The organism is Mycobacterium sp. (assembly GCF_004298145.1).
Classification (GTDB): Bacteria; Actinomycetota; Actinomycetes; order Mycobacteriales; family Mycobacteriaceae; genus Mycobacterium.
Window position 1 is genome coordinate 16,663 of sequence record NZ_SCRH01000054.1, and the last position, 21,789, is coordinate 38,451.

The following is a 21,789-nucleotide window of genomic DNA, read 5'->3' on the forward strand; positions in this document are numbered from 1 at the left end:
CCTCGTCGGCTAGGCCTTCGCCTGGGCGGGTTTGCGTATGTGTGCTTCATCGTCGACGCCTACTCCCGGATGATCGCGGGCTGGCGGGTGGCGTCACACATGCGTACCACCGTGGTGCTCGACGCCCTGGGGATGGCCCTGCATTTTCGAGGCCGGCACTAAGTCCTGTGCCAACAAACGAGCGTTTACGTCGCCACCGTTTGCGGTTGAGTTTGTCGTGACTTTCGCGGAATGCGGTGCATGGCACCGTCTGCCGAAAGACTCAGCGAGTCGCCCTCGTTGCGAACCTAGGTACACGTGTACAGGCCGATCGGTTAGCCCAGCCACTGCGCAACGACCATGATTCGGACTCTGGTAGCTCATCTCTTGGTGCGTCGCGCCATCACGCGTTGCATCTGTCCGTAGGCATCGATGGGGCTGTGTAGCGCCAGGCCGCCGTCCGCGAACACGGTCTGGCCCGTGACCCAAGACATTTCGAGAACCGCGACGATCGCCTCGGCAACGTCGTCAGCCTCGCCGAGGCGGCCCAGCGCGGTCCGCTCGGTGAGTCCCTCGACCCAGCCGGGCAACTGCTCGGGGTTGGCGAGCATCGGTGTGCGGGTGACGCCGGGGCCCACGGCGTTGACGCGGATGCCGTGGGCGCCCCATTCCGCCGCGGCTACCCGGACCAACATGTCGATGCCCGCCTTGGAGACGCAGTACGCGCCCACATCGCGGTCGGCCAGCGTCCCGCTGATGCTGGACACCGCGACGATCGATCCGCCCGCGCCCTGGTCGACCATCGTTTGGGCGACGGCTCGCATGGTCAGCCAGGTTCCGGTCAGGTTGGTGTCGATGACGCGCCGCCAGTCGGCTGTCGCCTGTTCGAGCAGCAGGCCGGACGCGCCGAGGCCCGCGCAGGCGACGAGTCGGTTGGGCGCCCCGTGCCCGGCCACCGTTAACTCCATCGCGGCCGACACCGAATCGGGATCGCTGATGTCGCAGTCGATCTCACCGCCCCTGATGTCCCACACCACGACGTCGGTTCCCGCGGCGCGCAGCCGGTCGGCGACCGCACGCCCGATGCCGGACGCCCCGCCGGTCACGACCGCGGTCACTGCGGCGGTCCGATCAGCTCGACGCGGACACCATCGGGTGCGGTGACCACGGCCATGGCCACCTTCTTGCCACCGGGTGCGGGCATCTCGATCCGACGCACGCCCTCGTCGAAGCCGAGGGCGGCCAGCGTGGCCAGCGCCGCGTCGACGTCACGCTGCAGCGACAGCAGGAAGAACCCGAACGCCGGCGCATCCTGCTGCGAGGCCGCCCGCCTCGCGCCATCGAGCTGAACCAGCTCCACGATGCCCGTGTCCGGCGTGTTCGCGTCGCCGAGGAAGATCGACCGCAGCTGATCGGTCGCGGCCCCGAACAACGTCGGCCAGTCGCCGGTGAAGGTGTAGTCGAACAGTTCGGTGAAGCCCAGGCCTTCGCGCCAGAACCGCATCGAGGCGTCGACGTCGGCGGTCACTATCGCCGTGTGGTGAATTCCTGGCACGCGGGGAATTCCTTCCAATCGAAGTCGGCAAGCCCTACCCGGGCAAGCATTTCAACGAAGGTCGTTCCGCTGTAAGGGAACTGCGTGACGACCTTCCCGTTCGGGTGTCGGTAGTAGCTGTTGCAGTTGGCCAGCCACACGGTGCCTTCCATCGCCCGCTGGATTTCGGCGTTATAGGCGTCGTGGATCTCACGCCTGACGTCGATGGCTCGCACGCCGGCGGTGACCATATCGCCCAGGATGCGGCGGACGAGCTCGGCCTGCGCCTCCAGGATGTAAATGATCGAGGTGACGCCGTTGGTGTTGGGTCCGTACAGCGTGAACAGGTTCGGGTAGCCCGGCACGACGGTACCCAGATATGCCTCGGCGCCGTCGCGCCAGTCATCACGCAGGCGCCGGCCGCCGGATCCGTACACGTCGAGGCTGAGTAGGTAGTCGGCGGCGCGAAAGCCGGTCCCGTAGATGACGGTGTCGACTTCGTGATCGGTCTCGTCCGCGGTGCGGAGGCCCTGTTCGGTGAACTCGACGATCGGCGACGTCGTCAGCGTCACGTTCGGCCGCATGAACGTCGGAAACCAGGCACGCGATTGCAGCGGCCGTTTGCAGCCGACGGGATAGGACGGGGTGAGCTTGGCGCGCAGTTCAGGATCGGGCACCTTGCGAGCCAGGTACTCGCGGGCCATGTCCGTCAGCCCCTTCGTCATCTCGGAGTCGGCGCCGAAGTTGGCGGACTCGTATGCCTGAAACGCGGCATCACGGACCTTGAGCGCCTCGTCGGGGGCGCGCTCGAAGAGTTCATGCTGCTCCGGGGTGAACGGTTCGTCGTAGCGGGGGCTGACCCAGATAGGGGTGCGCTGAAACACCGTCAGGTGCGCGGCGTCGCGGGCGATCTCGGGGACGTACTGAATCGCGCTCGCACCCGTTCCGATCGACGCGACCCGCTCGCCCGCAGTCGATCTGGAGTGGTCCCAGTTGGACGAGTGAAAGGTGCGGCCCTGAAATCGTTCTGCGCCGGCAATTTTCGGGATGTTGGGGACATCGAGCATCCCGACGGCGCTGACGACGACGTCGAAGTGAAAGCTGGTACCCTCGGCTGTTCGGACCGACCATCGCTGTGCGCGGTCGTCCCACCGCAGCTCGGTGACCCGGGTGTTGCCGGCGAAATGCCGCTTCAGCCCGTGGTCGGACGCCACCCGCTCCAGGTACGCCAGGATTTCGGGCTGCTGGGCGAAGGTCTTGCTCCACCGTGGGTTCAGTGCGAACGAGTACGAGTAGAAGTGCGATGGGACATCGCAGGCCGCACCGGGATAGGTGTTGTTGCGCCAGGTGCCGCCGAAGCCGTCGGAGCGGTCGAAGATCGTGAATTCGTGGCCGGAGGCCGCGAGCTGGATCCCCATCGCGATACCGCCGGCACCGGCGCCGATCACCGCGACCTTCACAAGAATGAGTTCTCCACGGTCAGGCCGCGCTCGGGGAACGCGCCGAGCGCGAACGTCTCGGCGTTGCCAACGCCCGTACCGCCGCCCAGGGGATCGTCAACGCGCACAAGCAGATCCCGAAGCTGATGTAGTTTGCGGGCGTTCTCGGGCTTGTCGGCGTCGGTGACGTGGTTGCCTTCGATCCTCTCCTCGCCGACCCACTGGCCATACACCCAGTCGTTCCAGCCGTAGTACCCCGCGGCGCCCAGATGAAAGCCGGTCGGGCCTGCGGCGGTGACGGTCAACGGCCGCCGGGACCCATCGGTGTCGACGAGGGTGAGCGTTCCGTGCGTGAACCGGCGATTGTCATCCTGAAAATGCATATCCTGTTCGACCGACACGAACCGGTGCGAGGTGCCGTCATCGTTCTGCTGCTGTGCCTGACAACGGATCTCGAGGAAGCCGTCGCCGTGTTCTTCCTGGTACATCACGAACAGCGAGTAGCTCGAACCGTCGGGCCGCGTCATCGTCATCGGCAGCCAGGTCATGAACATCTGCTTGATCTTCCGTCCGCCCCTCGGCAGTCCGGGTATCGGCTTGCCGACTCCCGGTCGCAGGCCCCAGGAGTGATCTCGGATCGAGATCCACTTGTCGGCCTCGATCGCGGTGCGCGTGCCCTCGACCTCGACCCAGCCCGCGGCCACGCCTATCTGGTGATACCGCAACACATTGTGCGTCACGCGATAGCCGTCGGGACTACGGTCGGGCCACGGATCCTCGAGCGCGGCGGTGAAATTGCCCCGCAACTCGACGTCGAAGGCGATCGGGGCGTGCTCCGTCGCGTCGAGGCTCACCCGGACGGCCCGCAACGGCTCGACCACGCGGTAATGGACCGGCCCGACGTCGGTGCCCGCCGGATCCGATGACAGCCGTCGCCCGGCACGCACCGTCCACTGTTCGGTGCCGCGGCACACACCGGCCGCCCCGTCGAACACCCCGCGGTTGGTGTATTTGCCGATGCCGAGCACCACCTGAAGCGAGTTGTCGCGGGCGTGCGCGATCGTCCAGATCTTTTCCGTCCACGACGGATCGGACTGGCTGACGGTCGCGAACGTGTCGACGATCTGGTGGGTGAGCAATTCGTCCTCGGGTACCAGTGCGCCGTAATTCGTTGACAGCAAGGCGATCAGCTTTCTGCGGGGGGCGGAGTTTTCCGTGCGCCGGCGCGCCGTGCTCGACGGCGGCGGCCACCCGGCGTGCGGTACCTGAACTCGTCGTAGAGAAGATTCGACAGCACGGCGGGGACCACGAGCTTCGTCATCGTTCGCCACCTCCCCTGCCGACGGGCTGCACAGGCTTAACATTGCTGCAACGTGTGTCTCGCACTATCGTGCAGACACAACGGGAACGGATAGCCGCTAGTGTGACATTTGGACCCATGTATGTAAAGGAAGTAACCGTGCCATCTCGTCCGTCTACCGATGTGGAGCAGTCGGCGCGACGCCGCATCCTTGCGGCGACGTTCGTCGTGCTGGCGCGAGACGGGCGGCGCAAGTTGCAACTGTCCGATGTCGCCGCCGAGGCCAAGGTGTCGCGCCCGACGCTGTACCGGTACTTCGGCTCGAAGGACGGGTTACTCGAGGCGTTCGGCCTTTACGAGCAGGACAACTTCGACTCGGGGATTGCGGCGGCGATGACGGGGTTGACCGGCGCCGAGCGACTGGACGCCGCGTTGCGGTTCATCGTCGATTTTCAGAGCACCTACTCGCTGGGATCGCTCGCCGACACCGAACCCGAGCACGTGCTGCACCAGATGAAACGGGTGCTGCCGATCATGCACGACCGCATCGCCCGCATCATCCCCGGCGAGGACAGCGACATCGCCGCCGCGGCGGTGGTGCGTATCGCGGTGTGCCACTACATGATCGCCAGCGGCAGCCCCGGGCAATTCCTCGCCGAACTTCGCCACGCCGCCGGACTCGGCGCGTCTCGGCGGCGCCTGCGACGCACCCTGGCCGGCTAGCCTTCGAGCCAGCCCGTGATCTTGTCCGCGATCGCACGTGGCTGCTCGAGATGCAGGAAATGGCCTACGTCGTCGATGATTTCGAATACCGAACCGGCGCCAGGGAGATGCGCTTCGACATCGGTCAACAGATCCGCACCGAGCGCACCGTCGGCGGCGCCGTGCAGATACAACGTCGGCACCGGCGGCGGTTGCATGCTCGCCGCCGCTTCCGTCTCCGCGGTGGGATCGGCGAAGTCCGGGTTGAAGGACGCCCGGTAGGGCGCGATGACGTCGGCGATGTTGGCCGCGTTGACATATCGGCGCAGCTCGGCGACGTCGCCGGTGGGGTCGTAGCCCGGTGACCAGTCCGACCACAACGACTCGAAGAAGCCGGGGGCGTATCGGGAAAGCCGTACACGAGGACGGCCAGGGGAAGCGAGGTGTCCCTGATGTCGCCGAAGGCGCGCGGTTGCCGGTTTAATCACCCCCCGAGGGTATTACATATGTAACTCGCAACGTAAACCTAGAAATATTTACATCCGGTGCACTCTATGTAAATGTGGTCAGCATGGCTGGCATCGCCCTCACGCAACGCGACCTGGCCGCCACCCGAATACAGCTGCGGGAGTGGTTCGCGCACAGGTTCACCGGCGAACCCGTGGTTTCAGAACTGCGTGCCGCTAACAAAGCCGCGGGATGGTCGAGCGAAAGCCTTCTCTTCACCGCCGGGATCGGCGGCGAGGACAACGAGTACGTCATCCGGATCCCGCCCTCGGGTGGAGGCATCTTCCCCGCCTACGACTTAGGCGCACAAACCCTCACCCAGAATCTGCTTCACGAGCATGGGATCGCAACGCCGTCGCCGATCTTCTACGAAGAGGACCAAAAATGGCTCGGCTCAAGGTTTCTCGTGATGCCGCGCATCGTCGGACACACACCCTCGGACACGTCGTACGCGACGCGCGGGTGGCTGCATGGCGCCGGGCCCGACGTTCAACGGCGCGCGCACGATTCGTTCCTCGGAACGCTTGCACGCCTTCACCGCGTACCGGTAGGCGGGGCGACCTGGCTGGAAAGGCGTGGCGGAGTGGGGATTGGCGCCGAGTTGGCGTGGTGGCGCGACTACGTGAAGTGGGGAACCGATAACCAGATTCCCGATCTCATGACGGAAGCCTTCGAGTGGCTCACACGTCACCGGCCTGACGACACCGCGGATCTGTCGGTCTGCTGGGGCGACGCCCGACTTTCGAATGCGATCTTCGACGACACCGGCGAGATCGTCGGCGCGCTGGACTGGGAGCAGGCCTGCGTCTGCCCGGCCGAAACCGACTTCGCGTGGTGGCTCGCCACCCGCAAGCAGATGCTGGAGGTCAACGGCCTCAACCTCGACCCGGAGTTGCCCGGTTTCGATACCCGTGAAGAGGTCATTCGACACTACGAGCAGATGATCGGTCGACCGCTCGTCGATCTCCACTGGTACGAGATCTTCGCGATGGTGCGAATGGGGTGTTGCATCCTGCGCACACAGGCACTACTTCGCGCCATCGGACAAAGCGATCACTTTCTGACCCGAGCGCCTTTTCTGCCCGTGTGGACGACCGAAGCCATCAGGGATAGATCGCGTGGTCGACGGTGATCGTCCGGGCGATAGCTAGCCCATTGAAAGCCGTTCCTTCGCAATGGTTGTGAGAGGTGTACGTCTATTGGATGGCCCCGCGCGCTTCGTCGCCTTCTCGTCAATGCAGGATCCATATTCCTTGTGCGCCGACATGCGCGATGCTCTCGAGCATCCTGGTGCGCCGCCTGCACCATCTGCAGGGGAAAGTAGACAAGAGCTCACATCGGCGATGACGACTGCCTCGTGGAAGGCGGAGGCCGGTCGGACACAAACGAGCGAGCGGTCGGCGCCGTTTGACACGAGGTCTGCGCGTTAGTGTGCTTTGGTCGGCGTCACTCGAACAAGCCGATAGGAGAGTTGAGCAAATTCATGACCACAGCAGCAGACGTCTCGACAATCGAATCGCGGGTCGGCCACTACTACCAGACCGGGTCGGCTACGAGAAGGTACGCGAGTACGCCCGTGCAGTGCAGGACTTTCAACCCGCACACTGGGATGTCGCAGCAGCCGCGGAGCTCGGATACTCGGGCCCGGTGGCACCGCTGACCTTCACATCGGCCCCGGCCATGGCAGCCAATGGGCACCTGTTCGAATCGGTGGTCATCGGTTATGACATGTACCTGCAGACCGAAGAAGTCTTCGAGCAACACCGACCGATCGTGGCCGGCGACGAACTACAGACTGATATCGAACTGTCGTGGTGCGCAGGATCGCCGGCAGGGACCTGATCACCGTGACCAACACTTTCGCCGACACTGCAGGCGACCGTGGTGTACACCCTGCACACCACGGTCGTCGGCATCACCGCCGAGGATGTCGATCCGGCCATCAGGACGGCCGTGCAGAACGTGGTGATGCACGACGTGAACCTCCTCGGAATCGACGAATCCGATGCGGTTTACCAGAAGACAGTGCGGCCCGCGGGTGAGGCCCGGATCGCCCAAGGAGGTACAACCCGCACCCCGGGAACGCAGTCCTTCGATAACGTGAATGTCGGCAACGAGCTACCGGTGCAACACATCCGACTGTCCCCGCGGCGACCTGGTGAACTACGCCGGCGTGGCCGGCGACGCCAACCCGCTTCACTGGGACGAGAACATCGCCAAGCTGGCCGGCCAGTCCGATGTGATCGCCCACGGAATGCTGACCATGGGTGTGGGTGCCGCATACGCTTCAGCATGGACGGGCACCCCGGCGCGATCACCCGTTACGCTGTGCGGCTGTCCCAGCCCGCCATCGTGTCTGCTACCGAGGGCGCAGACATCGAGTTCAGCGGCCGGATCAAGTCGCTGGACCCGGAACCCGTACCGGCGTCGTCATCGTCGCCGCAAAGTCCAATGGCCGAAAGATCTTCGGCCTGGCAACGTTGAACGTCCGCTTCCGCTGACTCGGCGGCCTGGTGACGGCGGCAGTCGACGAGCCGAGCGGCTTCGGTCGGGACTGTTGCCGTCGACCTCCTCACCACGAAATGAACGACCCACTGCGAATGCCGATCGCCCGCTCTCATCAAACCTGGGGCCTATCAAATCCAGGCAATCCATCGTACGAGTTTGCCGTACAATGTTGGTGCAACATCCGGCCCGACCACTTACACCAAGTCGATCGACGAACTTCAGGAGATGGCCGGCGGGCAGGAGTGAGGAGTATCGACTTCGATCCTGACGCCTGGGAGGACTTCCTATTTTGGTTAGCCTCCGACCTCAAGATGGCCCGTCGGATCACCCGACTCATCGGTGAAATCCAGCGCGACCCATTCGGAGGGATTGGAAAACCAGAACCACTCAAAGGGGAACTGTCCGGGTATTGGTCCCGGCGGATCGACGACGAACGTCGGCTCGTGTACCGAGCGGACGACAACGAAGTCAAGATCCTGAAAGCCCGGTACCACTACTGATAAGGGATGCCAGCCCGACGTCGTTGGCCTCAAATTCGTTGAGAACGAACACTAATCCTGCAGGCGCTCTTCAAAGCCCCATCGTCTCAGACCATCGGCGGCGCCACCCAGCGCCACTGTAGACATCCCAGTCGCCCTGTCACATGGCAGCGCGGTGAACTGCGGTAATTTTGAGCGTCTCACCCCGTGTCATACGACTACGTCTCATTCTCGTGCCACATCCTTGAGCGGCGCCAAGCGAATAGCCTTGCCCCAACAGGCCTTTCGCGTGTCCATGAGATTCACGGGTTGCCTTCCGGTCACGTAGAGGGAGGTTCAGAGTCACGTTCGCCGCGTAGTTCGCGGGCCAGCACATCCCACCCGTGTTCGCGTGCCGTCGTCTGGCGCCGGGGAAGGTGCTCGATCTCGACAGTCAGGTGCGGGGTTCGAGGAGGATAAGCGGTATCTGTCGCGCGGTTCGCTCCTGGTAGCGGGCCCAGATGGGATTAAAGGCGATCAGTTCGGCCCATAGTCGTTCGCGTTCCTCGCCCTGGACCTCCCGCGCATGGACTCGCCGCCGTTTGGGGCCTATCTGAATGTCCACCTCGGGGTTGGCGCGCAGGTTGTAAACCCACGCCGGGTTAGTGTCCTGACCCGCTTTGGAAGCAACGATCACGATGTCTTCGCCACGCTCCATGTAGCCGAGGGCGGAATCCAAGTGCCGCCCGCTGCGCGCCCCGACATGGTGTAGCACCAGCATCGGTGCGACCAATCCAGGGAAGCGCCGACCAAGGCGTCCGCGACTCGCGCGGTAGACCCACGTATGCGCGTGCATGAACGGACCGAGTGCCCGCAACGAGTACTTGCTGGTCGGATCGAATTTTATTCTCTCGCTAGCCGATTCGGCCATATTGATCTCCTTGGCGCTCTGAGGGTGGATTGAAGTCTGCGTAGTGGGCTGTTCGCTGTATTTCATGGTTGTTCCGGTCTTGACACCGTCTGGATCGGGACACCGGGATTCGGGCATTCGTAGTTGGTGCCTTCACCGCAGATCCCGTCGCGCAAGTAGCTGGGGAGGTTGTCTGGTGTTTTGGAGTACAGCGACGCCCCGATGGCGAGCGCCGATGAGACGAACATCGCGGCGCTGACGAAGCCGACGACGGCCAGGGTGCTGATGGTCGTCTTCCATCTCGGGGCGACGCCGAGCTGGTCGAGGCCGGCATCGGTGCGCGCGGCACCCTTGTCCGTCGCAAAGAAACGCAGCCCGATCATGGCGACCATGAATACGCTCCAGAACAGCGGGTCAGGGATGATGGACATCTGGTAACGAGTGCCGTAGAAGATCGTTCCCGAATGGGTCGGAGCCAACCACACGGCGGCACCCGTACGCATAACGAAGATCGCCTCGAAGACGAAGATGAAGACTCCCAATACCAGCCAGACCCACAGCAGGAGGGCCACATTGCTCGTTTGGGGGCGCCGAGCCCGCATCCAGCGTATGAGCGCGCAGCCGCCGACACAGATGCCGATGAGGCTGCCGTAGACAGGCAGTTCCACGAGCAGGAGGTCGGCGAGCAGGTGGCCGTTCGGCGTCATCGCGCCGGGGATCTGTCCCAGCCACGAACCCCGGTTGACGTAGTAGGAGTTGAAGAAGAACTGGGGACGTATCGCGCTGCCGATCGGGTCCAACCACAGTTGGCAGTACCCGGCGATGAGCAGTTTGGCGTCGAGTGTCATCCGTCCGGCGCGACTGCAGCCGCGAATGACCCACCACAGCGAGATCAGCGCGAGCGCAGCCAGTAAGGACTGCAGTATCCAGGCGAACACCTTCTCCATGTGAGGCACTGGATCGGCGCCGGTCGGGGTTGCCTTGAAGTCGTCAGAGATTATCCAGGCAATGTAGATATAGGCCTGGAACGCGATGGTGGCTGCTCCCAGCGCCGCCCACCACAGCACAGGGCGGCTGCGCTTCGATTGCGGCTCGGCCATTCTCGTCGACAGCCGGGCACCGATGGACTTCGGACCAGCTTTTGTTGCTGCGTGGTCAGTTGACATTGCGGTGTCCCGAGATCCATGCCGGGGCTTCACTCGGCATCGGCTGCCCGATGATGGTGGCCAGCAGTTGGCTGGCGGGATTGTTGATGGGGATCGAGGCGTCTTCGGGGAGCAGGCCCGCTTCGATCATCATCATTCCGATCCGCATCATCATGATCGAAGCGCGTGTGGCGGCAAGGATTTCATGGAAGTGGAAGTTCAGCAGCGGCCGTCCGATCAGCTGCTCGTAGCGGGTAATTGTCGCCTCTGTGGAGAGCCACCCGGGCACGGCGGGAAGCCCCATACCCTCGGTGTAGGTGCGGTTGAGGAACAGAAACCAGGCGAGGTCGAGTTCGGCTTCGCCTATGGTGGCCATTTCCCAGTCGAGCACTCCGGTGATTCTGAGGTCCTCGCCGAACATCATGTTCCCGACGCGGGCATCGCCCCAGCTGAGGCCTGGAGGCGCTTCATACGCGGGGAAGTTGGTGTGGAGCCATTCCAGGGCGCCATCGATGGTGGGATGGACGCGATCCCCTGCGGCCCAGGCGTATAGGCGTTCATAGTGGGCGATCTGCTGGGCGAGCGGGCTGCCATCTCGGCCCGGGTGCCCGACGGTGTCTCGTCCGAATCCGCTGATGTCAGCGGACTGGATTCCGGCCATGGCGACCAGTGCGTTGTCATACATGCGGGCTTGCTGAGTTATCGACAGTTCGGTGACCCAACCGGCGGCGGTAAAGGGCGGATCATCGGTGGGGACGCGACCGTCGAGTCGCTCCATGACGAGAAACGGTGCGCCGAGGACGGAGGCGTCGGTCTCGACGCCGTAGGTCACCGGAACACGCACGGTGGTGCTGGCGGCGACCGCATCGATGACTTGCCGTTCATGGGTGAGGTTGTATTCGGGGAGTAGGCCCTCCGCCGTCGGCGTGACCCGGGCCACCGATGGTTGGCTGTGTTGCTGCCCGTTCTCCGTCCAGGCGATGTTGAACAGAATCGTCTCACTCGACATACCATTGGCGCTGGGAATATCGACGTCGGTTACCCGGATGTCTTGCGCTTCAGGGTGACTGGTGGCGTACCACCGCTCGAGCTGGGGTCGGGCGGTGTCAGGATCGATGATGTTCTTCAGCGCCATAGCGGTGCCCTCTTCTCGTCGGCGGTCTAAACGGCTTGCTGAGCTTGCATTCCCGCGAGCAATGCATGTTGGCCCGCGCTGGTTCCGCCATCGACAGCGACGATCTGGCCGCTCAGGAATGACGAGCGAGCGCTGGCAAGGAACAGGGCGGTTTCGGCAATTTCTTCCACAAGTCCGGCACGGCCGAGTGGGATCGCCATCTTCAGCTCCTGCCACGTGGGGCCGTCTGACAGCAGCGCCTGGGTGAGATCGGTCTCCACGATGCCTGGGGCGATCGCGTTCGCGCGCACTCCGCTGCCGCCGAGTTCGATTGCTGTGAGCCGAGTCAACGCTTCGAGAGCTGACTTGCTGCATACGTAGGCACCAAGCATCGGCGCCGGGTCCTGCGCGATGATCGAACTGATGTTGATGATGCTTCCGCCGCCGTTGGCCGCCATGGTTCGCCCGAGCTCGCGTGTCAGCAGCAAGGGAGCTGTGAAATTGACGGCAAAGGCCTTGTCCCAGTGTTCGTCATCGCGTTGCACGATCGGCACGAACTTCTCGTCGGGTGCGGCATTGTTGACGAGAATGTCGACAGTGCCAGCCCGGGCCACCACGCGCAGCAGTTGCGGGCGGTCGGCGATGTCACACGGTTCGGTGATCGCTGTACCGCCGGCGGCGCGGATTTCACCGGCGACGGCGTCGAGTGCTGTGCGAGTGCGGCTGATGAGGATCACCTCGGCACCGGCGCGGGCCAGTCTCAGGGCGATCTCACGGCCGATGCCGCGGCTAGCGCCGGTCACCAATGCGCGTCTGCCGGCCAGCTCAGACATCGATGTCCTTCGTCAGCGACCGCTCAGTGAGTCCGAAACCGGTCTCTCCGTCCCAAGTGAATTCGGTTTGCGCCTCCCATAGCCGCAGAGTTGTCGGGGGTTTTAGCGTGTGTCCGAAGATCAGCTCATTGGGCTGGCCCATCCCGAAGGGCATGGTTTGGCGAATCTGACCAGTGATCGTCTGGGTCACCGCGCCGTCGCGCAGGACTGTGCGGTGACTGATCGGGCCGTGCGGGCCGAGTTCTGACTCCAGGGTGACGACCTCGACTTCGCGGATCGAGGCCGATCCGTCGCTGATGTAGCTGCGGCGCAGCAGATGGCTGTCTGACGAATGGCCGGTCACCTCGAGCACCGCGAACGACCGGCCGCTGGGGAATTGGCCACTGAGCCACCAGTGGTCGTGGACGGTGCCGAAATCGCGTGGGCCGCGGCTGTGATCACGGATGCCGGTGCCTGTGAGATCAAAACGCTCGTCGCCGATCGTGATGGTACCGGTCGTCCGGCACGCCTGCTCATAGTGGCTCTGCGTCCAGGTCTGGGTCTTCATCTCCTCACCGAGGTCCCACACCGGTGCCATCGCGGTCCAGGTCATCTCGATACGCGCCAGGTGATGAGCCTGATCGCGCAGCGCTCCGGCCCGCAGTTCGTCACCCCGAACGTCGCGGACGGCACCGCTGAACCGCATCGTCCAGTGCGTCCATGCCTCATGGCAGGTCAGGGACAGCATCCCCGCTCCCGGCCCCCGCTCGTGTGCTCCCTCGCCAAACCCTTTCGCAATTAGAAATCGGCCGCCGGGCAGGTAGGCGATCAGGATGTCACGCCACACCGGCCACGGGCCGGCAAGGCGCGACAGGTGAAACCAAAGGCCCGCCCGGCTGTTTGGGCTGAAGCATTGGTTGCAGAAATTCTCTGTCCAGCCTCCGGACAGCTCAGCTGCGGGCAGCTCAGCGGGATCAATCTGAAGCGGCACATTTGACAGCATAGTGAGAAATTATATCAATTGACAAAATCCGTCAATATTTATATGAGCGTCACATTCGGACACTGGCAGCTCATCTATCCTTTGACCATGAGCACCCTGCGGCGGCGGAAGCGCGACCAATCCCGGGACGCGTTCGTTCACGCAGCGCTCGAGCTGTTCGAGTCAAAGGGGTACGCGGAGACGGCAATTGAGGACATCGCCGAACGAGCTGTGCTCTCGCCGAGCACTTTCCGTCGTTACTTCGGCACCAAGGAAGAGGTACTTTTCGCCGGCCTCGGTGATTCTCTGGAGATTCTGCGGGACGTCCTCGCAGAGGAACTGCGGCAACGGTCGTCGCCTTGGGAGGCCGTCACCAGCGCCGTCCGCATGACCACGGGTGGTTTCCTCCAGGGCGACCCAGAATATGCGCCGCGGTTACTGAAGCAGTGGATGACGGTGCCGGACCTGCGAGCCCGCTACGTGCGGCACGCTGATGTCTGGGAGCAGGCGATCGTGGAAGCCGTCACTACTGCCGAAGGGACCGATCCCGCCACTGACACCTACGCGGCGGCGTTAGCAGTCGCAGCCATCGGATCCTTCCGGATCGCCATCGAGCGCTTCGGCTCGCATGAAGAAGTTTTCGAGCGCTTCGAGGCAACATTGGAGTTGATGGGCCAAGGCCTGACTGCCCGCCCAAAGGCCGCCAAGAAAAGACGTCAGCGGCGCACAGTATCTCGAAGAGCCACGAGGCTTTTGTCGCAGTGACGGTCTACATCGAACGAGGCTGCGGCGGTAACTCGTGACGATCTGTTGTCTGCCAGACGGCGACTGCGTGAGCGCGAGGACAGTGTGAGCCGATGGAATACGCGAGTTGCATCGGCGCGTATGTCACCCGCGCGGCCTTAAGTTGCATCGACTTCGTCAGCCCGATCCGGGCCCGAGATCGACGATGTGGGTTCTCATTCTGCGTGGCAGACGGCGCCTCTGCTACCCGCAGGGCTTCAGAATTCTCATCAAAATGGCGGACCGCTTTTTCTCATTTTCGTGGCGGATCCTAGAACCGTCCGGTTGTGCACGACCGGACGTGCCCGACCTCCGACACATGGTGCTGCCGCTCATCGAAAGTCACCGCGGTCGGGAGGCAGCGGAACTTCAGCCGAGGCTTTGGCGGATAATCATTGCCCCAGCAGTGTCCGGACCGGAACGTTTGTTGGCTGGCTCATGTCGACGCCCCACACGCGTTGATGGTGTCGAAGCGCACAGGTCACGATGTCACGAATGCGCCCATTGCCTGGGCTTCGCTTGCTCAGGTGACAGCTGGCGCCGACGGCGCGGTCAGTCGAGGCCATGTTGCTGCTGGCGAGTTGCACCTTAGAGCCGTGGGTCGTCCACATCGCCGAACTGGTAGTTGCCGGCTGGCTGCCAGCCAGGGCTGGTGCTGTCGCATCCGCCACAGCACCAGCCCTGCCTCCCGACGATTACCGGCCGGCGCCCGGACCAAAGTTCACGCCACCACCGGTGTTGCTGCCGACGCCTCCTTGCACCGGACCGACGTTAACGCCGCCACCGGTGTCGCTACCGGCCCCACCGCCGACGCCGCCCGGACCGAAGTTCACGCCACTGCCGGTGTTGCTGCCGACGCCTCCTTGCACCGGACCGACGTTAACGCCGCCACCGGTGTCGCTACCGGCCCCACCGCTGACGCCGCCCGGACCCAGGTTCACGTCACTGCCGGTGTTGCTGCCGACGCCTCCTTGCACCGGTCCGAGGTTAATGCCGCCGCTGGTATCGCTGCTGCCGCCACCGCCGACACCAAAACCGCCGTTGTCCGGATCAGCGCTTGCCACGCCGGTGCCGATGCCGAAGGCGCCAAGGGCGCCGGCCATGGCCGCGGCAAGAGCCCATTTGCGGAGGTTATGAATTGTTGTCATCGCATTCTTCCATTCGATTGTGAATGGGGTATCCGTCTTGATTCCCCGGGGTAGACCGTCTACCCGTTTGATTTCCCCCCTGGTAGACGCCAGGAAGATCCAGCCCTATCGAAGGTATGCGCGGTGTCGCGTCTCCGCAACACCGCCCATTGCGGTACACTCACGGCTCCGCGGCCTAACACGCGTATTGGACTGGCGTACAACACTCTTGCCGCACTGAGGCCGCAGTGTACTGGCATACAACGCAAACTGCGTCGACGACCATTTGCGCAGTGGCGCCGCACTGTTATGGATCGATTCGGACTGTTCGGCTCAGCTAAAACCCTTCCACCACTGGTGGTTTCGGACCAAGAAGCGGTGGGCGCACCATGGTTGTCGCTGGAACGGTTGTCGAAACACTGCGGACGACGTCCCGAGCTCGGCGATGTTGCCGCTATCGATGTAGTGAGAATTGCTGCGGGAGCGGCGATGACATCGATAACGCGCAACCCAGGTTCCGGTTTGCGCACAGCTGTGACACACGTCCACGCGACTTGCCTTGTTCATCATTACGATTGCCGCCACCACCGCGGTCTTGGTTTGTGACAATCTCCACGTCGCCGATGAGGAATTTTGATGGTAAAAGCAGTGTAGGTTCTCACAGTCCGTGACGGATGGCGATCCCGTTACCAGCGGATTGGCAGAATTCTCGGTGAAATGGCCGACCCGGTTTCCTCATCTTCTCGAACTTCTGTACACGTCAGCGCGATGGTGGAAATGCATAGGGCCCGCCGTACATCCAACGCAGGTGGCCCGGCCGAGCGGTCACGCATGTGGCAGACCCGGCAGCTTCATCCCCGCTGAGCTTCGGTCTCGATGGACGCCTCGATGAGGTCGCGCGTGGATTCGGTCAACTGACTCGCCGAGTCGGCCGGGATTGAGGGCGTGCGCCATCGCCGCTCCCCTATAGAGGGCGACGATCGATCATGCGGTGCGGCGCGGGTCCTTCAAAGAAGGTGCGTCGCGGACCAATCCGTCAGCAAGCGCCGATTCGATACGGTCATCGAATTGCCTGAGCACGTGCGTCATCCGCGAAGCAGGGGCCCATGCTGCGGGCAGGAAGGGTGATCGCGAATCAGCCCAAGCGTTAGCGGAAGCGGCGTTGAGTGCGCTCGGTTAATCCCCAACCTTCGTCGCCGTCCCAGGTGAACCGTGTGGTCGCCTCGGCCAGCCAGTGGGATGCGGTGGGCTCGGGGTCGCGTCCGATCACCATCTCGCTGGTTCCGGCCATCGAGAGCGTCGCCGATCGACCAGGCTGGGCCGTGATATCGACGATCCCGCGCTCGGTTTCGAAGCGGAGCGTGTAGGGGTCCTGCCCCTGCACGAGCGTGTCGATCAGCGGGGCGTCGGAGACGATTCGGGCATTCATCCGGCCGCGACCATCGTCGACAGTGACGTGGGACAGCACCTGTCCCTGCATCGTGAGCAGGTGGAAGATCATAAAGCTGCGACCGTCAGGCCACTGGCCGTGGATCCAGCAGTGGTGATCGATCGGAGCGAAATCGCGTGGGCCCCAGGAGTGGTCACGCAGCCCGGTACCGGCCAGCTCGATCCGTTCGTCACCGAAGGCAATGAACCCGGACAGGTCGCAGTTCTGCTCGTAGTGGGTGTGTCCCCAGGACTGGCCGCTCATGTCCATATCGAATGCGGCCCCTCGAGCGGTCCAGGTGACCTCCATGTCGACCCCGACGCCAAGCCCATCGGTCAGCGGTCCGGCGCGCAGCTGATCGCCGGTCACGAGCCGTGCGAGACCGTGAAAGCTCTTGGTCCACTGCGTGAACGGTTCATCGCAGCGATAGATCAGCGCCGGGCCCTGCGGCCCGCGGTCATCCGGCAACCGGGCCGTGCCCTTGGCGCACAGGAACCGGTCGTCCGGCAGATAGAAGACGAAAAAGTCCTGCCAGGTCCGTGAGTCGAACGCCGTACGCCCCTGATGCAGCCAATGGGCGCAGCCGGTGTCGGGAAACACGGCGTGGCTGAGGTAATTTTCGGACCACAATGGCTCGTGGACGATCGGGTGTGGCAGGTCGTCTGCATCCGACAGAAACACGGGTCGCAGGCAGTTAGCGGCCTGAGGACTCAATCTTTCGTGCGGCTGCGACATCGTCATCTCGCGCCAATCCAGTGCTGAAGATCCGGGATTCGTCTCGTCATTGGTCTGTCCTCCAGGACCATTCGGTGATTCCATAGCCGATTTCGCCGTCCCATTCGAGCCGGCTCGCGCTTTCGAACAGGTGATGCGAGGCGGTCGGCCCGGGCGCGCCGAGGATCAGTTCACTGCCGTTGTCCAAGGCCAGCGGGACGGCGGTCAGTATCTCGCCGCGAAGCGTGCACACGTCGCCATCGAGCCGTCTGAACTCGACTTGGTAGTCATCGCGCCAGGCGGCGGGTGGTCGTGGGACGGGGAGCCCGCCGATTTTCGTGATCGGCTGCAGCTCGCGGTCGAGTTCGTGACCGTGCTCAAGCAACCCTCCGCCGGTTGCGGTGGCGTGATGGAAATACATGATTCGCCGCCCGCTGGGGAATTCCCCGTAAATCCATACGTGATTGCCTAGCTGGGCAAGGTCACGCGGTCCCCAGGAGTGGTCGCGGATACCGAAGCCGCTCAACTCGTATTGCTCGCCGCCGAACACCAGCTGGCCGCGAACCCGGCAGTGCTGCTGATAGTGAGCCTTGACCTCAGCCCACACCTGCTCGCTCATGTCCATGTCGAAGGTCGGTCCGACACCTTCCCACACGAGGTCCATGTCGACCGCGAGATGCGGCCCGTCCGGCAGGGGGCCGCGCCTCAACTGATCACCCGACACGAGTTGGGCCAGCCCGTGAAAGGACTTGCGCCAGAGCCGAAAAGGCTCCAGGCACTCGTATGTCAGGCCTGCGCCGAACGCCGACGCGTGCGCGTCGGCGCGGGCCGCGCCCTTCGCCACGAGAAAGCGATCCCCGGGGAGCATGAAGGTGAACACCGATTCCCAAAACCGTGAATCGTGCTGCGGGCGAGACTGGTGAAACCAGGCGCCGGCCTTGGCGGCTGGAAAGCACACGCCGCTCAGGTAGTTCTCCGACCACATCGCGACGCCCTCGGGCGCTTGATGAAACCCCTCGTCGGCGTCGCGGAGATAGGCTGGCCGGTCGGGCACTTCGACCCCCTGGGTCATCCCACTGTGACCCCGGGGCCCGCAGTCGGGGCCTCGTGTTTAACCTGCCCGTTTCCGGACGCGTCGGGCGTCCGGTTGGTGACCGGGCCGGCGGTGACGGGCGCCATGGGCCGGCGCCGGTACAGGATCCGGTCGATCAGTTTGCTCACGGGCCCGCCGTCCATGTCGCGCAACACTTCTCGTGCGCTGTTACGCCCCGGCCATCCGCTCAGGAAGGCCATCGGGAAGGCGCCGGCGGCGCTGTGCCACAACCCTCGGACCGGCGTGCGATAGGCCGACAGCGACGGTACCGGTCGGAACGGGCCCATATTCGCCATCGTGCAGTCGACGTGTTCGTAATTGCCGACGTTGTAGCGGGTGACAAAATCGTCCGGGCTAGTGAGGTCGATGTCGATGATCGCGTCGCGAATGTCGGGACAATACCGGGCGAAGTTGTCCAGCATCAGGTCCGCGTAGCGCTGGCGTTCCTGCGCCCAGCTGCGCCCATCCGATAGCCGGACCGGCGTGTTGAACGCGTACATGTAGCAGGTGTCGCCGTCGCTGCCGGGCGGTACCAGCGTGCGGTCGTAGATCGACGAAGTGATGTGTTGGATCGGGATATCGGCGCTGAACTCTCCGCACGTGGCCAGGTTGGCCGAGCGATTCATGTACTCCATGTCATCGCAGATCGTGATGGCCGAGAGTGCCTCGTCTTCTCGCCCCGCGCCGTGGAACGGGAACCGGAGGCGCCGGTCCAGCGCGGCGTCGAGCTTGAACGTGTAGATGTTGGCGTGCAGGTCCTGGATGCCGCGCATCTCATCCTTGACCTCGTCCGGCACGATCGCGGGATCGAGTAGCCGGTTGACCAGATGATGCGGCGGGATCGCGGCGATGACCTGGGGCGCGGCGAACTGGCGTCCGTCAGCCAGTCGCACACCGCGGGCCCGTCCGGCGTGGGTGAGGATCTCCTCGGCGCGGGCGTTGGTGAGGATCTCCCCGCCATGCGCGGTCACGCAGCGCGCCAGGGCCTGGGTGAAGGCGCCGGTGCCCCCGACCGGGTGGCGGACCCCCCACTCGTGCAAACCGCAGATCAGCGACAGGTGTAAGCCTGTTCCCTGCTCCCAGGCCGGCGCGAAGCTGGCCAGCGAGTAGCAAGCCAGAGGGACCTTGATCTCGTCGCGCTCGAAGTACTCCTCGCAGACGGCCTCGATCGAGGAGATCATCGCCCGCGCGCCCCGGGCGATGTGCTTGCGGCCCTTGGCCGCGACCGTCAGCATCTCCCACAGGGCCTGCGGGCGCACCCGGAACGGATGGCCCTGAAGGTAGGGCAGCGCCGCCTTGAGGGTCACGGTGATCTCGTCGACCAGCCGGTCGTAGTTGCGCGCGTCCTTCTTGGAATACCGGGCGATCTCCTCCACCAGCCGTGCGCGGTCGCGCCAAATCGGCATCACCTGCCCGTTCGGCCCCAACCACGTCAGCAATGTGTCGGGGTAGACCCAGTTGAGACCATACTTGTGGAGCTCGAGCTGGTGATCCACCGACGGCTGGACACCCGTGAGCAGGAATTCGACCGAACACGGATTGACGAAATAGCCTGGCGCATTTGGCATTTCCATCGTCCATGCCAGCCCACCGACGACATCGCGTGCTTCGAGCACCAGCACCTTCTTGCCCGCCTTCGCCAGATACGCGGCGCTCGTCAAGCCGTTGTGCCCGGCGCCGACGACGATCACGTCGTACATGTGCAACCTCCCGCTCGAAATGCGACCCACCCCATTGAGATCCACACCCTACTTGTGGTCGAACTCGATGTCTAGATGCGTGGTATCCATGAGCGCGCGCGTCAGCGCAGCAGGAGGCCCCGTCGGCGTTGCATTGGATGCGGAAGCCCCGAATGGGTTCATAGGGCGAGGCGCCCCATTTTGTGTCGACACCGTGACATGTGGGGCCAAACCCATGGTCTAGATGTAGAGTTTGCAGGTGATTTTCCCGCGTAATCCAGCGCTCGGGCCGGCGTGATCGGTGATGCCCGCGACTGCTGAACAGCCTAAACCCCAGCCGGAGCTGCTCGACCGGCTCAGCGACGGGGTCGAGCGGCTGCTGCGGCAAGGCGCCACGTTCGAAGAGATCAAGATCAACGACCTCGTCCGGGAAGGTGGGCTCGCGAAGTCGACCTTCTACGTCTACTTCGACGACAAGACGGCGTTGCTGAGCGCGCTGGCCCAGCGCGTGATGTCCGATCTGGTCGGCTTCGACGCCGCCTGGTGGCACCTGCCCCCCTCGGCCGGTGAGCACGAGATCGCGCTCGCGGTGGCGGCGATGTTCGAGGACTACCGGGCGCATGGCCTGCTGCTGGATGCGATCACTGCGGCGACGGTCTACGACCAGGCGCTACGTACGCAGTTCGGCGCGCTCATGGACGTTGCGGTACAGGCGACCGCCGACTTCTTACGCGCCTCGCAGGCCGCCGGCCTGACGCCCGCGGAAATCGACCCGGCCCACACCGCGTTTTCGCTGGTGTGGATGCTTGAGCGAGGATTCAACCGGCTGCTGATCCACTCGGCGCCCCAAGAGCTGCAGGCTCGGCTAGCGTCGGTCACCGAGATCATTTGGCGGACTATCCGAGGACACGAGTGATGTCACGGCGCGCCAGCCGCTCCCTGCGTGACAGACCGAGCCGTCGCGAAGCCGTAGAGGCGCGCCTTCTAACCGTCCTCGAGCGTCGGTTAGAGCACGGCGAAAGCCTCGCCTCGATCACCGTCGACAGCCTTGTCACCGAGGCCGGGGTCTCGCGTGCCAACTTCTACATACACTTCCAAGACAAGGTCGACCTGCTGGAAGGATGGCTGCTCGAAACACGCCAAACCTTGTTTGCGGTCAGCAACGCCTGGTACGCCACGGACGCCTCCCAGTTGTCGCAGCGGCGACTCCACGAGCTACTGCGCGAAATCTTCGGCGTCTATCGGGCCCGGATGACGCTGATGCGGGCCATGTATGAGACCGTCCTCCACGACCCGACCGTGCGAGAGGAGTTCGCCGAGGCCTTCGAGCTGCACTTCGCCGCCCTGACCGAGCACATCCGCGCCGGCCAACGCAACGGCGCGATCGGCCCCGAACTCGACGCACGGGCAACCGCCGAATGGCTCATCTGCCTGATCGAGCGCGTACCCATGCAGATCGACCGAAACGCCACGCCCAGCGAGCTCGAGGCCCACACTGCGGCCATCGGGCAGATCATCTACCGGACGCTCTACGACCGCGGCGGCCCGTAGGCGGCGCACAGCCTCGCGCTAGC

20 protein-coding genes and 2 pseudogenes are annotated in these 21,789 nt (G+C 64.0%); 8 read left to right on the plus strand and 14 right to left on the minus strand.

Going from position 1 to position 21,789, the window contains the following annotated elements; translation table 11 throughout:
- Positions 1–27: 27 nt before the first annotated feature.
- Positions 28–138 (plus strand): annotated as a pseudogene (locus tag EPN51_RS23130) (DDE-type integrase/transposase/recombinase); the annotation flags it as partial.
- Positions 139–359: 221 nt separating this feature from the next.
- Here the strand turns inward: EPN51_RS23130 and EPN51_RS23135 are convergent.
- From EPN51_RS23135 to EPN51_RS23150, 4 genes are read right to left on the minus strand one after another with little or no spacing between them, the layout of a single operon-like run.
- The gene (locus EPN51_RS23135) at positions 360–1,097 is read right to left on the minus strand and encodes an SDR family oxidoreductase (protein ID WP_293047335.1); all 738 of its coding nucleotides are present in this window, start codon (positions 1,095–1,097) and stop codon (positions 360–362) included.
- Positions 1,094–1,534 carry a VOC family protein gene (locus tag EPN51_RS23140; protein WP_293047337.1) on the minus strand — a complete coding sequence of 147 codons (441 nt, stop codon included), beginning with the start codon at positions 1,532–1,534 and terminating at the stop codon, positions 1,094–1,096. The genes EPN51_RS23135 and EPN51_RS23140 overlap by 4 nt, the downstream gene beginning before the upstream one ends.
- Positions 1,507–2,973, minus strand: a complete 1,467-nt coding sequence (locus EPN51_RS23145) for an NAD(P)/FAD-dependent oxidoreductase (RefSeq protein WP_293047339.1) — start codon at positions 2,971–2,973, stop codon at positions 1,507–1,509. Before EPN51_RS23145 ends, EPN51_RS23140 begins: the two co-directional genes overlap by 28 nt.
- Positions 2,970–4,133 (minus strand): hypothetical protein, encoded by a 1,164-nt coding sequence (locus EPN51_RS23150; protein ID WP_293047341.1) that lies wholly within the window; start codon positions 4,131–4,133, stop codon positions 2,970–2,972. Before EPN51_RS23150 ends, EPN51_RS23145 begins: the two co-directional genes overlap by 4 nt.
- A gap of 257 nt (positions 4,134–4,390) precedes the next feature.
- Here EPN51_RS23150 and EPN51_RS23155 point away from each other — a divergent pair, with 257 nt between their 5' ends.
- The gene (locus EPN51_RS23155) at positions 4,391–4,975 is read left to right on the plus strand and encodes a TetR/AcrR family transcriptional regulator (RefSeq protein WP_293047343.1); all 585 of its coding nucleotides are present in this window, start codon (positions 4,391–4,393) and stop codon (positions 4,973–4,975) included.
- On the opposite strand, the gene EPN51_RS23160 is transcribed toward EPN51_RS23155, so the two are convergent.
- Complete coding sequence (locus EPN51_RS23160) at positions 4,972–5,442, minus strand: alpha/beta hydrolase (RefSeq protein WP_293047345.1); 471 nt, start codon at positions 5,440–5,442, stop codon at positions 4,972–4,974. The two genes, EPN51_RS23155 and EPN51_RS23160, sit on opposite strands and share 4 nt — an antisense overlap.
- An 83-nt stretch (positions 5,443–5,525) precedes the next feature.
- On the opposite strand from EPN51_RS23160, the gene EPN51_RS23165 reads away from it, so the two are divergent.
- The 3 genes and pseudogenes from EPN51_RS23165 (at position 5,526) to EPN51_RS23175 (ending at position 8,469) form a co-directional block, all read left to right on the plus strand.
- Entirely contained in the window at positions 5,526–6,593 is a 1,068-nt protein-coding gene (locus tag EPN51_RS23165) for a phosphotransferase family protein (RefSeq protein WP_293047347.1), read from the plus strand.
- Between the two features lie 351 nt (positions 6,594–6,944).
- Positions 6,945–7,962 (plus strand): annotated as a pseudogene (locus EPN51_RS23170) (fused (3R)-hydroxyacyl-ACP dehydratase subunits HadA/HadB).
- Between the two features lie 249 nt (positions 7,963–8,211).
- Complete coding sequence (locus tag EPN51_RS23175) at positions 8,212–8,469, plus strand: Txe/YoeB family addiction module toxin (protein WP_293047349.1); 258 nt, start codon at positions 8,212–8,214, stop codon at positions 8,467–8,469.
- A 412-nt stretch (positions 8,470–8,881) separates the two neighbouring features.
- Here the strand turns inward: EPN51_RS23175 and EPN51_RS23180 are convergent, their stop codons facing one another.
- From EPN51_RS23180 to EPN51_RS23200, 5 genes are read right to left on the minus strand one after another with little or no spacing between them, the layout of a single operon-like run.
- Positions 8,882–9,424, minus strand: a complete 543-nt coding sequence (locus tag EPN51_RS23180; RefSeq protein WP_293047351.1) for a nitroreductase family deazaflavin-dependent oxidoreductase — start codon at positions 9,422–9,424, stop codon at positions 8,882–8,884.
- The gene (locus EPN51_RS23185) at positions 9,421–10,503 is read right to left on the minus strand and encodes a spirocyclase AveC family protein (protein WP_293047353.1); all 1,083 of its coding nucleotides are present in this window, start codon (positions 10,501–10,503) and stop codon (positions 9,421–9,423) included. Before EPN51_RS23185 ends, EPN51_RS23180 begins: the two co-directional genes overlap by 4 nt.
- A complete protein-coding gene (locus EPN51_RS23190) occupies positions 10,493–11,617 on the minus strand; it encodes a phosphotransferase family protein (RefSeq protein ID WP_293047355.1) in 1,125 nt (374 codons plus the stop codon). Before EPN51_RS23190 ends, EPN51_RS23185 begins: the two co-directional genes overlap by 11 nt.
- A gap of 26 nt (positions 11,618–11,643) precedes the next feature.
- On the minus strand, positions 11,644–12,429 hold the full coding sequence (locus tag EPN51_RS23195; protein WP_293047357.1) for an SDR family oxidoreductase: 786 nt from the start codon (positions 12,427–12,429) through the stop codon (positions 11,644–11,646).
- Positions 12,422–13,399, minus strand: coding sequence for a hypothetical protein (locus EPN51_RS23200; RefSeq protein WP_293047359.1), 978 nt, complete (start codon positions 13,397–13,399; stop codon positions 12,422–12,424). Before EPN51_RS23200 ends, EPN51_RS23195 begins: the two co-directional genes overlap by 8 nt.
- A gap of 99 nt (positions 13,400–13,498) precedes the next feature.
- Between EPN51_RS23200 and EPN51_RS23205 the strand changes: the two genes are divergently transcribed.
- Complete coding sequence (locus tag EPN51_RS23205; protein WP_293047360.1) at positions 13,499–14,155, plus strand: TetR/AcrR family transcriptional regulator; 657 nt, start codon at positions 13,499–13,501, stop codon at positions 14,153–14,155.
- 713 nt (positions 14,156–14,868) lie between these two features.
- Here EPN51_RS23205 and EPN51_RS23210 read toward each other — a convergent pair.
- The 4 genes from EPN51_RS23210 to EPN51_RS23225 form a co-directional block, all read right to left on the minus strand.
- The gene (locus EPN51_RS23210) at positions 14,869–15,321 is read right to left on the minus strand and encodes a hypothetical protein (RefSeq protein WP_293047362.1); all 453 of its coding nucleotides are present in this window, start codon (positions 15,319–15,321) and stop codon (positions 14,869–14,871) included.
- Between the two features lie 1,126 nt (positions 15,322–16,447).
- Positions 16,448–17,410 (minus strand): hypothetical protein, encoded by a 963-nt coding sequence (locus EPN51_RS23215; protein ID WP_293047364.1) that lies wholly within the window; start codon positions 17,408–17,410, stop codon positions 16,448–16,450.
- Between the two features lie 100 nt (positions 17,411–17,510).
- Positions 17,511–18,497: a hypothetical protein gene (locus EPN51_RS23220; protein WP_293047366.1), complete on the minus strand. Its 987-nt coding sequence runs from the start codon at positions 18,495–18,497 to the stop codon at positions 17,511–17,513.
- Positions 18,498–18,511: 14 nt separating this feature from the next.
- The gene (locus tag EPN51_RS23225; protein ID WP_293047368.1) at positions 18,512–20,236 is read right to left on the minus strand and encodes an NAD(P)/FAD-dependent oxidoreductase; all 1,725 of its coding nucleotides are present in this window, start codon (positions 20,234–20,236) and stop codon (positions 18,512–18,514) included.
- A gap of 283 nt (positions 20,237–20,519) precedes the next feature.
- On the opposite strand from EPN51_RS23225, the gene EPN51_RS23230 reads away from it, so the two are divergent.
- Complete coding sequence (locus tag EPN51_RS23230) at positions 20,520–21,131, plus strand: TetR/AcrR family transcriptional regulator (RefSeq protein WP_293047370.1); 612 nt, start codon at positions 20,520–20,522, stop codon at positions 21,129–21,131.
- Entirely contained in the window at positions 21,131–21,766 is a 636-nt protein-coding gene (locus EPN51_RS23235) for a TetR/AcrR family transcriptional regulator (RefSeq protein ID WP_293047372.1), read from the plus strand. The genes EPN51_RS23230 and EPN51_RS23235 overlap by 1 nt, the downstream gene beginning before the upstream one ends.
- Positions 21,767–21,789 lie beyond the last annotated feature (23 nt).